Here is an 11,813-nt window from a genome sequence, read left to right on the forward strand (position 1 = left end):
ATCGAAATATGAAATGTAAAGACCTACCGATGACCGCTGTCTTCGACGGCCTTCCGGCCCGAGCGGATCAGGCGGCGGCGTTTCTGAAGGGGCTGGCCAGTCCGCACCGGCTGCTGATCCTGTGCGCCCTGGCCCAGGGAGAGCGCAACGTCTCCACCCTGATCGCCGAGACCGGCATGGCCCCTACATCCATGTCCCAGCATCTGGCCAAGCTGAAGGACGAGGGGGTGATCGACGTTCGCCGCGACCACCGCACCCTGACCTATTTCATCGTCCATCCGGCGGCGGTTCAGGTCATGGACGTGCTGCACGCCCATTTCTGCGGCAGCCTGCAGGCGGACTGAGGCGGTCGCCCTACTCCGCCCCGCCGAAGCGTTCGGACCATTCCGCCACCTGGGCGTCTTCGATCTTGGCGAACAGCACGCCCTGAGCCTCGACCTTGCCGCTGACCGGCAGACGGTTCAGCAAGTCCTCGTCCGCTGCGGGCCAGCTGAGATCGGTCGAACCGACCGAGGCGGCGATCTTCTCAGCCGAGAAGGGCAGAATCGGTGCCGCCAACCGGGCGAACAGGGCCACCAGGTTCAGGCCGGTGCGCACGCCCACCGCCGCCCGGTCGCGATCGGTCTTCAGGGCCGTCCAGGGGGCCGCGACCTGCAGATATTCGTTGCCCAGCACCCAGGCGGCGCGGACGGCGACGGCGGCCTTGCGGAACTCCATCGCCTCGAACTGTTCGGTCGCCTCGGCCACGGTGGCCCGGATGTCGGCCTCCAGCTTAATCTCGACCGGTCCCGCCTCGCCGCCCTCGGGCACCACGCCGTCGAACTTGGACTCGGCGAACTTGACGATCCGATTGACGAAATTCCCTAGCACATCGGCCAGGTCCTTGTTGGTCGAGGCCTGGAAATCCTCCCAGGTGAAGGCCGAATCCGCGTGCTCCGGCCCATAGGCCGTCAGGCGCCATCGCCAGTAGTCGGCCGGCAGCAGCTCCAGCGCCTGGTCCATGAAGACGCCGCGCTTCTGGCTGGTCGAGAACTTGCCGCCATACCAGTTCAGCCAGTTGAAGGCCTTCAGCTGGTCCACCGTCTTCCACGGCTCGCCCGAGCCGATGATGGTCGCGGGGAAACTGACCGTGTGAAAGGCGACATTGTCCTTGCCCATGAACTGGACGTAGCGGACGTCGTCCGCCCCCTCGTCCAGACGCCACCAGTCGCGCCAGGTCCGGCCCGTAGCCTCGGCCCACTCCTCGGTCGCGGCTATATATTCGATGGGGGCGTCGAACCAGACGTAGAAGACCTTGTCCTCCATGCCCGGGCGGGGAAAGCCGTCCTTGGTCACCGGCACGCCCCAGACCAGGTCGCGGGTGATGCCCCGATCGATCAGCCCCTCGTCCAGATGCTTGTAGGCGATGGACTTGGCCAGGGTCTGCCAGCCGGTCTTGCCGTCGACCCAGGCGCGGATCTGGGGCTCGATCCGGGTCTGAAGCAGATACAGGTGGCGGGTGTCACGTACCTCCAGATTCCGGGAGCCCGACACTGACGAATAGGGGTCGATCAAGTCGGTCGGGTCCAGCAGCCGTCCGCAGTTGTCGCACTGATCGCCGCGCGCGCCGACATGGCCGCAGTGGGGGCAGGTCCCCTCGACATAGCGGTCGGGCAGGAAACGGGCGTCGTCGATCGAATAGATCATCCGATCCACCCGCTCCTCGATCAGGCCGTTCTTCTCCAGCGCCTCGGCGAAATGCTGGGTCAGGCGATGGTTCTGCGGGTTCGAGGACCGGCCGAACCAGTCGTAGCTGAGGCCGAAGGCCTGGCCGGCGGCCTTCTGGATCTCGTGCTGCTCGTCGCAATAGGTCCGCACGTCCTGACCGGCGGCGGCGGCGGCGAGTTCAGCCGGGGTGCCGTGCTCGTCAGTGGCGCAGATATAGAGGACCTGATGGCCCTGGGCCCGCTTGAACCGCGCCCAGACGTCGGCCGGCAACATCGAGCCCGCCAGATTCCCCAGGTGCTTGATGCCGTTGATGTAGGGCAGCGCCGAGGTGATGAGGATGCGGGCCATGATCGTCCAGGAGTTCGGGGAAGCGCAGGGATATAGAGCGGCGGCGCGGTTTCCTCAAACGCCTTGCGGCAGACGGCGCGCAATACGGATGAATCGCCCCGTCAACAGGGTCGAGGAGGCAAGGCTGGCGATGACCACCGCCCACACCAAGCCGTTCACGCCCATTTGGTGCGCGAGGACCCAGCCCAGCGGCATCATGACAGCCCCATAGGCGGTGAAATGCAGGATAGTCGGCCACCAGACGTCGCCCGCCGCGCGGTTCGCCTGGGCGGCCACCACCTGGATGCCGTCCGCCACGAAGAACAGGGTCGCCAGCACCAGCGCCGGGGCGGCGATGGCCAAGAGCGCCGGGTCGCGGTTATAGGCGCCGACGATCAGATGGGCGCTGGGCCAGACCGCCAGGGCGACGACGAAGGTCAGGGCCGTGACGACGCCCAGGCCGACCAGACCGGCCCGCAACACCCCTCGGCCATCGCCGGCGCCATAGCTGCGGCCCACCAGCACCGCCGTCGCCGAGGACAGCCCCATGGGCAGCATGAAGACGATGGCCGAGACGTTCAGCACCACGGCCCAGGCCGCCGTCTCGGCCGCGCCGATCTGGCCGGCGAAGAAGGTGAAACCGGAAAAGGCTCCGACCTCGATAAAATAGGAGGCGCCGGCGCCCAGGCCGACCTTGACCTGTTCCCGCGCGGCCTGGGGATCGCGTTCGGGCTTGTCGAATACACCCAGGGCGCGCGCCTCGGGCAGGCGCAGAATATAAACCACCAGAAAGAGCGCCAGGGCCGCCCGCGCCCCGAAGGTCGCCCAGGCCGAGGCGAAGGCGCCGTTGAAGCCGATCCTCAAAAGATCCGGCACCAACAGCAGGTTCAGCGTCAGATTGACCCCATTGGCGACCCACATGGCGACCATGCCGGGCTTGGGCCGCCCCAGGGCTTCCAGGAAGAATTGGCCCGTCACCGAGATCAGATAAAAGGGCATGGACAGGGCGAAGACGATCAGGGCGGGGCTCGCCCCCTCGGCCAGACCGTCTTCCAGGCCCATCTTGCCGAGTCCCCAGGGTCCGACCACGATCAGGGCGATCATGGAGACCACGCCGATCTGCAACGAATAGGTCATGCCCCGGCGCAGCACCGAGCCGACCGAGTGCCGCCGTCCCTCGCCCAGCATCCGCGCGGTCATCACCTGAACGCCCAGCATCAGACCGACCGCCGTCGTCACCACGATGGACGTCGGCGCCCAGGCCAGAGAGTGGAAGGCCAGTTCGCGGCTTGAGAAATTGCCGACGACAATGGCGTCGGTCAGACCCATGGTCATGATGCCGATCCGCGCCAGGATCACCGGCCAGGCCAGGTTCAGCAGGTCGTGGAAGGCGGTGCGGGTCTGGGAGCTGAGCGCGATCATCGGACGCGGCACAGGCCATGCGGGATCGTCGGGGTCAACTCCCAAAAACTCTGGGGTCTTGGCTACCAGGCGCCCAGTTCACGCAGTTGACGGACCAGCTCCTCCGGCGCCTCGCCGGCGTCCAGCGTATCCAGATCAGGCGGGACGTCCTTGGGCTCGAAATAGCGCCAGCCCTGGAAGGGCCGCCGCGCCAGGGGCGCCGTGCGGATCACCCGAGGCTCCAGCATGATCTCGCACCGGCTCTGCTTGCCCTCGCCCAGGGTCGTGATGTCCAGAACCGGCTGGCGACAGACGATCACGCCCTTCACCACCCAGTACAGCGACCCGCCGTCCTCGATTTCCGAAGCGCGTTTGGGCGTCATTCGGGTGTGAACCACCAGAGGTCCGCCCTTGGCGGCGCGGCGTTCCAGCCATTCGACGTCGGGCACCCCGACGCCCAGCTTGATCATGTGAAGCGGCATGGCGACCACGTAATCTCCCTTAAGGGCCTTCGCCAGTTTCTCTTTACGGTCGGACCTTAGGGTGCGGTCCGTGCCTTCTTCTCATTCACGGCGCAACGGAACGACCATGTACGGATTGATTACGCGCCTGACGGCGCATCCCGGCCGCCGCGACGAACTGGCGCTTCTGCTGACCGATCCGGCCGTGAAGAAACACGGATGCCATTCCTACATCGTCGCCCACGACCTGGCCGACGCGGAAACCCTGTGGGTGACGGAGGTCTGGGTCGATCAGCCCACCCACCAGTCCTGGAGCCGGGACCTGCGCGCCAGCGGCGCCTGGCGAGCCGTTTACGGCCTGATGGCCAAGATGGATGAGTCCATCCTGACCCGCCCCCTGGGCGGGATCGGGTTTTGATCCGCGATCAGTCCGGCGCCTTGACCACCGCCAGAACCGCCGCCTCCCCCACCTGATCCCCGACGGCCGCGACGCTTTCGACAACCCCGTCGAAGGGCGCCGTCAGGGCGTGCTCCATCTTCATCGCCTCCAGCACCACGACCGGCTGACCCTTGGTTACAGCGTCGCCCGCCTTGACCGGGGCGGCGACGACCTTGCCGGGCATGGGGGCGCGAAGGGAGCCGTCGGAAACGGCGCCTGCCGACCCGGTTCGCGGCGCGCGACGCGACACCTCATAGGCGTCACCCTGATAGAAGACGACGAAGCCGCCATCAATTTCGGGGCCGTAACGGACTAAAGGCTGGCCACACAGATAGCCTCCCTGATGCGCCGTCCCGTTGATGAAGAAAGCGTGCTCCGTCACCGGCAACGCATTGAGGCGAAAGCCGACCGCGCCATACTCAGTGTCCCAGGTATCGGCCGGGTTCACAGATCTGGATCTCCACAGCAAATCGCTGGCGTCATTGATGACAGCTTTGGAGACCATCGGGTGGGACAACGCCCCCTCCTCCGCCGCGATGAACCCGGTATCCACATCCCCCGCCACAAAGCGCGGATGGTCCAGGCAACGTTTCAGAAAGCCCGCATTGGTCTTGACCGGCCAGACCTCGACCTCGCCCGCCGCCTCGGCCAGCCGCGCCGCCGCCGCCTCGCGGGTGTCCTCATGCACGATCAGCTTGGCGATCATCGGGTCGTAGAACTGGCTGACCTCGCCGCCCTGTTCCACGCCGGTGTCGACCCGAATTCCTTCGGGCATGACGAAATGGTCCAGCCGCCCAATCGACGGCAGGAAGCCGGTCGCCGGATCTTCGGCATAGAGGCGGGCCTCCATGGCCCAGCCGTTCAGGCGGATCTGATCCTGCTTCAGCGGCAGGGGCTCGCCCGCCGCCACCCGGAACTGCCATTCGACCAGGTCGACGCCGGTCACGCTCTCGGTCACCGGATGTTCGACCTGAAGCCGGGTGTTCATCTCCATGAACCAGACGCCGTCCGCCTTCAGCCCGTCCGAGGCGTCGGCGATGAATTCGATCGTCCCGGCCCCGACATAGTTGACCGCCTTGGCCGCCTTGATCGCCGCGTCCGTTACAGCGGCGCGCACGGCCTCGCTCATGCCCGGAGCCGGCGCCTCTTCGATCACCTTCTGGTGGCGGCGTTGCAGGGAGCAGTCCCGCTCATACAGATGCACGACCTCGCCGTGCCGATCCCCGAACACCTGCACCTCGATATGGCGCGGGCGGGTGATGTAGCGTTCGATCAGCACCCGGTCGTCGCCGAAGGCGGCCGCCGCCTCGCGCCGGGCGCTGGCCAGGCCGGCGGCGAAATCGGCCGGGTCATCGACCCGTTTCATCCCCTTGCCGCCGCCGCCCGCCACGGCCTTGATCAGCACCGGATAGCCGATCCGCGCCGCCTCGGCCGTCAGGGTCTCTTGCGACTGGTCTGCGCCCTGATAGCCGGGCGTCACCGGCACCCCGGCCTGGATCATCAGTTCCTTGGCCGCGTCCTTCAGCCCCATGGCCCGGATCGAAGCCGGGTCCGGCCCGATCCAGATCAGCCCCGCCGCCGCCACCGCCTCGGCGAAGTCGGCGTTTTCGCTCAGGAAGCCATAGCCGGGGTGGATGGCCTCGGCCCCCGTCGCCTTGGCCGCCGCCAGCACCTTGGCCCCGTCCAGATAGCTCTCACGCGCCGGCGCCGGCCCGATCAGCACCGCCTCGTCCGCCGCCCGCACATGCAGGGCCTGGGCGTCGGCCTCCGAATAGACGGCGATGGTGCGAATCCCCATCCGCTGGGCGGTGCGGAAGACGCGACAGGCGATTTCGCCGCGATTGGCGACAAGGACGGACTTGAACATGCCCCGGTCTTAGCCGGATCGTGCGCCCCTGCCCAGCGGTTCTCCCCGGCTGCGACGGCGAGGCCTTGCGCCCCGCGCCAGACCGGCTATCCCGGCCCCATGTCCCTGCGCCCCCTCTTCGTCACCCAGGTCTATGAAGCCTCCCTCGCCGAGGGAAGCGGCTGGCCGGCCTTCAACGCCCAGCTGATCGAGGTGGTCCGGATGATGGCCGAAGAAGACGCCGCCGGCCGCCGCTGGTGCCGCGACAACGCCTATCGCGGCTACACCTCCTACGCCTCTCTGAACGACCTGCCCCAGCGCTTCCCCGAGTTCGCAGAGCTGAAGCGCCATCTGGACCGCCACGCCCTGGCCTATGCCCAGGCCCTGAACTTCGACCTGGCCCGCAAGCCGCGTCTGGACAATCTGTGGGTCAATATATTGAAGCCCGGCGGCGGCCACACCAGCCATATCCACCCCCACGCCTATCTGTCCGGCACCGTCTATATCGACGTGCCCGACGGCGCCTCCGCGCTGAAGCTGGAAGACCCCCGCCTGCCCTTCATGATGGCCCGCCCCGGCCTCACCGACGACGCCCCCGAGGCCGAACGCCCCTTCGTCTATCTGCGGCCCCAGGCCGGGACGGTGCTGATGTGGGAAAGCTGGCTGCGCCACGAGGTGCCGACCAACCAGGCCAAGTCCGACCGGATTTCGATCAGCTTCAACTACGCCTGAGGCGCCCCGTGGGCGACACGGACCTTCCCCCGCCTGCGGGGGAAGTGTCAGCTCGTCGAGCGCAGCGAGACGGCTGACGATGGGGGAAGTCTTCCTTTTTGGCGACACTTCCCCCTCCGACCCTGGTCCGCTACGCGGACGCCGGGGATGGTCTCCCCCGCAAGCGGGAGAGGGTCTTTCGCCTATGCCGGGCGTGGGGGCGTCCGCCTCGTGCGGCGTCCAGAACCCCTCCACCCCCGCGTAAGCGGCGCGGCGGTCCCCCTCCCCGCAGGCGGGGAGGAGACGGTGCGACGGCCCTTGCCTGTCTCCTCCCCATGAAATGGGGACGCAGCGCGAAGCGCAGCGGCGTGAGAGAGGGGTTCTAAGCCGCATCACCAGCCTGCGCGCCGACCCTCCTTTCGTCATCCTACGGCGAGCCGCGCCTTCGCGGCCCAGACTGGGAAGAAGCCGGTGGCTAAGAAGATGCCGTGGCCTTGTGGTATGTGGAAGAGCACAGCGAATGTTCTTGCTTAGTTCCCAGACTTAGCTTTTTCTCGGCGTTTTCTGCGAAGCGGGAACGAGCCTTGGATCAAAAGCCGAAAGAAGAAATTGTAGCGAAAATGACCCGCTTCCGACTGGAGCGGTCAAAGGGTCGGTTAAAGCAACTCCTCCAGCGATCGGATGAGGAAGCGTTTCTCCAAATGATCTGGGCCGTGGATCTCTTACAAGGTGGAGAGCCAGACATTGCGAGGAAGTTTATCCGGGCTCCTGCAGATGCTGCGGCCGCAAAAATTGGTGATCGCTACTTCGCATACAAATGGATTCTCGAGGATTTGGTCAATCACCGAATTTCGGTTCGCCAACTCCCCCGAAAGGAAGGTCCGAATTGGCGTTTAGATTGCACCAACTACGATGCATTTACTGCTGTGTATAACGCACTCCACCAAATCCAAGATGCAGAGCAAATCCTTGATGTCACTCGGAGAGAAAACATTTGGGCAGAGATGCTGACGTGACCCCCTGAAACTCCTCCAGGAATAGCTAGAGTCCGCCCCTCGAAAGGACGGACAGAATGAAGCGATCAAGGTTCACGGAAGAGCAGATCATCGGGATCCTGCGTGAGCAGGAGGCCGGCGTCCCGGTGGCGGATCTGTGCAGGAAGCACGGGCTGAGCTCGCCGACCTTCTACAAGTGGAAGGCCAAGTATGGCGGTATGGACGTGTCGGAGGCCCGGCGTCTGAAGGCTCTGGAAGACGAGAACGCCAAGCTGAAGCGGATGCTGGCGGACTCGATGCTGGACAACGTCGCGCTGAAGGATTTGCTGGGAAAAAAGTGGTGACGCCCGCAGCTCATCGAGCGGCGGCGGCGCACCTGCAGTCGGCCTACGCGATGAGCGAGCGGCGGGCTTGTCGGGTGCTGGGTGTGGATCGGACGAGCGTGCGCTATCAGGCGACGCGACCGGACGATGGCGCCCTGCGGGATCGGCTGAAGGCCCTGGCCCAGGAGCGTCGGCGGTTCGGCTATCGACGTCTGCACGTGATGCTCCGGCGCGAGGGCCATGCGGTCAACAAGAAGCGGGTCCAGCGGATCTACCGCGAGGAGAAGCTGACGGTGCGCCGGCGTGGCGGGCGAAAACGCGCCATGGGCACAAGGCGGCCGCTGGAGATCCCTCTGGTCGCGAACCAGCGCTGGTCGCTGGACTTCGTGTCCGATCAGATGACCGACGGGCGGCGCTTCCGCATACTGACGGTGATCGACAACTGCACCCGCGAGTGCCTCGGGCTCGTCGCCGATACCTCGCTGTCAGGGCGACGGGTGGCGCGCGAGTTGGACGCCATCATCCTGCGACGCGGGCGACCCGAGACGATCATCAGCGACAACGGCACGGAATATACGTCCAACGCCATCCTGGCCTGGGCCGACGACGCCGGTGTGGGCTGGCACTACATCGCGCCGGGCAAGCCTCAGCAGAACGGCTTCAACGAGAGCTTCAACGGCCGCCTGCGTGACGAGCTGCTGAACGAGACGCTGTTCCGATCCCTGCCGCACGCCCGCGCCGTGCTGGAGGCCTGGCGGCGCGATTACAACGAGCGGCGTCCGCACTCGAAGCTCGGGTGGCTGACGCCGCAGGCTTATGCAGATGCGCTCACCGGACAGATCGGCCGGTCCGCTGCGCTGGTTGAAAGCTGCGCTGACCGGCCTCTTGCCAACCCCACCAACCCCAGTTCAGATCACCAAAGGACTCTCGTTATGGCTGGATGAGAAACGGGGGTCACGTCAGGTCAAGCGAACCCGCGCCAAAGCTGGTGCATAGCCGGGTGCTAATGCACCCGCGCCTTCCCGATCTCCAACCCGCCCTCGCCGGCGGTGACGGCAATCACCCCGCCGTCCTCGATCTCGCCGGCCAGCAGTTTGCGCGCAATCGGGTCCACCAGCTCCTTCTGGATCACCCGTTTCAGCGGCCGCGCCCCATAGGCCGGGTCGTAGCCGCGGTCGGCCAGCCAGGCCAGGGCGGCGTCGTCCAGGTCCAGCGTCATGCGGCGGTCGGCCAGCAGCTTTTCGAACCGTGACAGCTGGATCCGCACGATCCCGCCCATCTGGTCGCGGCCCAGGCGGTGGAACAGGATGATCTCGTCGATCCGGTTCAGGAACTCGGGCCGGAAGTGGGCGCGGACGGCCTCCATGACGAAGGGGCGGACGGCCTCCACATCCTCGCCCTCGCCCTGATCGGCCAGATACTGGCTGCCCAGGTTGGAGGTCATGATGATCAGGGTGTTGCGGAAGTCGATGGTCCGCCCCTGGCCGTCGGTCAGGCGGCCGTCGTCCAGCACTTGCAGCAGCACGTTGAAGACGTCGGGGTGGGCCTTTTCGACCTCGTCGAACAGAACGACCTGATAGGGGCGGCGACGGACAGCCTCGGTCAGGGCGCCGCCCTCGTCATAGCCGACATAGCCGGGAGGGGCGCCGATCAGGCGGCTGACGCTGTGCTTCTCCATATATTCGGACATGTCCAGCCGGGTGATGGCGGCCTCGTCGTCGAACAGGAAGTCGGCCAGGGCCTTGGTCAGTTCGGTCTTGCCCACGCCGGTCGGGCCCAGGAAGAGGAAACTGCCCAGCGGCCGGTTGGGGTCGTTCAGCCCGGCCCGGGCGCGGCGCACGGCGTCGGAGACGGCGGCCAAAGCCTCGTCCTGGCCCACCACGCGGGCGGACAGGGCCTCCTCCATCTTCAGCAGTTTTTCGCGCTCGCCCTCCAGCATCTTGTCGACGGGCACGCCGGTCCAGCGGCTGACGACGGCGGCGATCTGTTCGGCGTCGACCACCTCGGGCGTCAGGGGGCCGGATTTGTCGGCCTCGTTCGCCTCGGCCTCGGCCAGCTGTTTCTCGATCTGGGGGATCTGGCCGTAGGCGATCTCGGACGCTCTCCCCAGGTCGCCGGCGCGCTGGGCGTTGGTCAGCTCCAGACGCAGGCGGTCCAGGGTTTCACGCAACTGGGCGCCCTGGCCGACCTTTTCCTTCTCGGCCTTCCACTGGGCGGTCAGGTCGTCGGACTGACCTTCCAGATCGGCGATCTCGTCCTCCAGCTTCTCCAGCCGGTGTTGAGAGGCCTGGTCGGTCTCCTTCTTCAGGGCCTCCCGCTCGATCTTCAGCTGGACCAGGCGGCGGTCGATCTCGTCCAGGGCCTCGGGCTTGGAGTCCACGGCCATGCGCACGCGGCTGGCGGCCTCGTCGATCAGGTCGATGGCCTTGTCAGGCAGGAAGCGGTCGGTGATGTAGCGGTTCGACAGGGTGGCGGCGGCGACGATGGCGCTGTCGGAGATGCGGACCCCGTGGTGGACCTCGTACTTCTCCTTCAGTCCACGGAGGATCGACACCGTGTCCTCCACCGTCGGTTCGGAGACGAAGACCGGCTGGAAGCGGCGGGCCAGGGCGGCGTCCTTTTCGACGTGCTTCCTGTATTCATCCAGGGTGGTGGCGCCGACGCAGTGCAGTTCGCCGCGCGCAAGCGCCGGCTTCAGCAGATTGGAGGCGTCCATGGCGCCGTCGCCTTTGCCGGCGCCGACCAGGGTGTGCATCTCGTCGATGAACAGGACGATGCCGCCCTCGGCCGCCGAAACCTCGGAAAGCACGGCCTTCAGCCGCTCCTCGAACTCGCCGCGGTATTTGGCGCCGGCGATCAGGGAGCCCATGTCCAGCGCCATGACGGTCTTGTCGCGCAAGGATTCGGGCACGTCGCCGTTGACGATGCGCAGGGCCAGGCCCTCGACGATGGCGGTCTTGCCGACGCCGGGCTCGCCGATCAGGACGGGGTTGTTCTTGGTGCGCCTGGCCAGGACCTGGATGGTGCGGCGGATCTCTTCGTCGCGGCCGATGACGGGGTCGATCTTGCCGTCGCGGGCGGCCAGGGTCAGGTCGCGGGCGTAGCGTTTCAGGGCGTCGTAGCCGTCTTCGGCGGCGGCGCTGTCGGCGGTCTTGCCCTTGCGGACGTCAGCGATGGCGGCCTCCAGCTTGTCGGCGGTCACACCGGCGGATTTCAGCACCTCGGCGGCGGTTCCGCCCTCCTTGGCCAGGGCCGCCAGCAGGCGTTCGGTGGTGACGAAGGCGTCGCCGGCGGATTTTGAGGACTCTTCGGCGGCGGCGAAGACGCGGGCGGTGTCGCCGTCCAGATACAGCTGGCCCGAGCCGCCGGTGACCTGGGCGCGCTTCTTCAGCGCGGTTTCGACATCGGCCTCGGCGCGGCGGGCGTCGCCGCCGGCGGCGGTGATCAGGTTTCTGGCCAGACCGTCGCGCTCCTCAAGCAGGACCTTGAGCAGGTGTTCGGGGGCGAACTGCTGGTGACGGCGGGCCAGGGCCAGCGACTGGGCCGACTGGACGGCCTGTTTGGCGCGGTCGGAATAGAGATCGAGATTCATAGGTGTCCCCT

10 protein-coding genes are annotated in these 11,813 nt (G+C 66.6%); 5 read left to right on the forward strand and 5 right to left on the reverse strand.

Annotation, left to right across the window (positions count from 1 at the left end):
• The first annotated feature begins 29 nt into the window (after positions 1 to 29).
• Positions 30 to 344: an ArsR/SmtB family transcription factor gene (locus ACW178_RS12710; protein WP_152950662.1), complete on the forward strand. Its 315-nt coding sequence runs from the start codon at positions 30 to 32 to the stop codon at positions 342 to 344.
• A 10-nt stretch (positions 345 to 354) separates the two neighbouring features.
• On the opposite strand, the gene metG is transcribed toward ACW178_RS12710, so the two are convergent.
• The 3 genes from metG to ACW178_RS12725 all read right to left on the reverse strand — a co-directional run bounded on the left by metG (position 355) and on the right by ACW178_RS12725 (position 3,917).
• A complete protein-coding gene (gene metG / locus ACW178_RS12715) occupies positions 355 to 2,055 on the reverse strand; it encodes a methionine--tRNA ligase (RefSeq protein WP_287105927.1) in 1,701 nt (566 codons plus the stop codon).
• 54 nt (positions 2,056 to 2,109) lie between these two features.
• Positions 2,110 to 3,456 carry an MATE family efflux transporter gene (locus ACW178_RS12720; RefSeq protein WP_287105925.1) on the reverse strand — a complete coding sequence of 449 codons (1,347 nt, stop codon included), beginning with the start codon at positions 3,454 to 3,456 and terminating at the stop codon, positions 2,110 to 2,112.
• 62 nt (positions 3,457 to 3,518) lie between these two features.
• On the reverse strand, positions 3,519 to 3,917 hold the full coding sequence (locus tag ACW178_RS12725) for a DUF1489 family protein (protein WP_183214799.1): 399 nt from the start codon (positions 3,915 to 3,917) through the stop codon (positions 3,519 to 3,521).
• Positions 3,918 to 4,023: 106 nt separating this feature from the next.
• Between ACW178_RS12725 and ACW178_RS12730 the strand changes: the two genes are divergently transcribed.
• Positions 4,024 to 4,314 (forward strand): antibiotic biosynthesis monooxygenase family protein, encoded by a 291-nt coding sequence (locus ACW178_RS12730; protein ID WP_054766195.1) that lies wholly within the window; start codon positions 4,024 to 4,026, stop codon positions 4,312 to 4,314.
• 7 nt (positions 4,315 to 4,321) lie between these two features.
• On the opposite strand, the gene ACW178_RS12735 is transcribed toward ACW178_RS12730, so the two are convergent.
• Positions 4,322 to 6,202: an acetyl/propionyl/methylcrotonyl-CoA carboxylase subunit alpha gene (locus ACW178_RS12735; protein WP_287105922.1), complete on the reverse strand. Its 1,881-nt coding sequence runs from the start codon at positions 6,200 to 6,202 to the stop codon at positions 4,322 to 4,324.
• Positions 6,203 to 6,301: 99 nt separating this feature from the next.
• Here ACW178_RS12735 and ACW178_RS12740 point away from each other — a divergent pair, with 99 nt between their 5' ends.
• The 3 genes from ACW178_RS12740 to ACW178_RS12750 all read left to right on the forward strand — a co-directional run bounded on the left by ACW178_RS12740 (position 6,302) and on the right by ACW178_RS12750 (position 9,154).
• Positions 6,302 to 6,913 (forward strand): TIGR02466 family protein, encoded by a 612-nt coding sequence (locus ACW178_RS12740; RefSeq protein WP_191554268.1) that lies wholly within the window; start codon positions 6,302 to 6,304, stop codon positions 6,911 to 6,913.
• A 467-nt stretch (positions 6,914 to 7,380) separates the two neighbouring features.
• Positions 7,381 to 7,908 carry a hypothetical protein gene (locus tag ACW178_RS12745; RefSeq protein WP_492024625.1) on the forward strand — a complete coding sequence of 176 codons (528 nt, stop codon included), beginning with the start codon at positions 7,381 to 7,383 and terminating at the stop codon, positions 7,906 to 7,908.
• A 56-nt stretch (positions 7,909 to 7,964) separates the two neighbouring features.
• Positions 7,965 to 9,154 (forward strand): IS3 family transposase gene (locus ACW178_RS12750; RefSeq protein ID WP_183754377.1). Its coding sequence is split into 2 segments (ribosomal slippage): positions 7,965 to 8,217 and positions 8,217 to 9,154, totalling 1,191 coding nucleotides; the frame shifts between segments, so codons are not numbered across the junction.
• A gap of 59 nt (positions 9,155 to 9,213) precedes the next feature.
• Here the strand turns inward: ACW178_RS12750 and clpB are convergent.
• Positions 9,214 to 11,802: an ATP-dependent chaperone ClpB gene (gene clpB, locus ACW178_RS12755; RefSeq protein ID WP_191554270.1), complete on the reverse strand. Its 2,589-nt coding sequence runs from the start codon at positions 11,800 to 11,802 to the stop codon at positions 9,214 to 9,216.
• Positions 11,803 to 11,813: the final 11 nt, after the last annotated feature.

The organism is Brevundimonas sp. AVps4, assembly GCF_058681525.1.

Excerpts from the sequence above, each read along its gene's own strand:
- ACW178_RS12735 (WP_287105922.1), bottom strand. The coding sequence starts at position 6,202 with ATGTTCAAGTCCGTCCTTGTCGCCAATCGCGGCGAAATCGCCTGTCGC.
- ACW178_RS12720 (WP_287105925.1), bottom strand. The coding sequence starts at position 3,456 with ATGATCGCGCTCAGCTCCCAGACCCGCACCGCCTTCCACGACCTGCTG.
- ACW178_RS12710 (WP_152950662.1), top strand. The coding sequence starts at position 30 with ATGACCGCTGTCTTCGACGGCCTTCCGGCCCGAGCGGATCAGGCGGCG.
- ACW178_RS12725 (WP_183214799.1), bottom strand. The coding sequence starts at position 3,917 with ATGCCGCTTCACATGATCAAGCTGGGCGTCGGGGTGCCCGACGTCGAA.
- metG (WP_287105927.1), bottom strand. The coding sequence starts at position 2,055 with ATGGCCCGCATCCTCATCACCTCGGCGCTGCCCTACATCAACGGCATC.
- clpB (WP_191554270.1), bottom strand. The coding sequence starts at position 11,802 with ATGAATCTCGATCTCTATTCCGACCGCGCCAAACAGGCCGTCCAGTCG.
- ACW178_RS12730 (WP_054766195.1), top strand. The coding sequence starts at position 4,024 with ATGTACGGATTGATTACGCGCCTGACGGCGCATCCCGGCCGCCGCGAC.
- ACW178_RS12740 (WP_191554268.1), top strand. The coding sequence starts at position 6,302 with ATGTCCCTGCGCCCCCTCTTCGTCACCCAGGTCTATGAAGCCTCCCTC.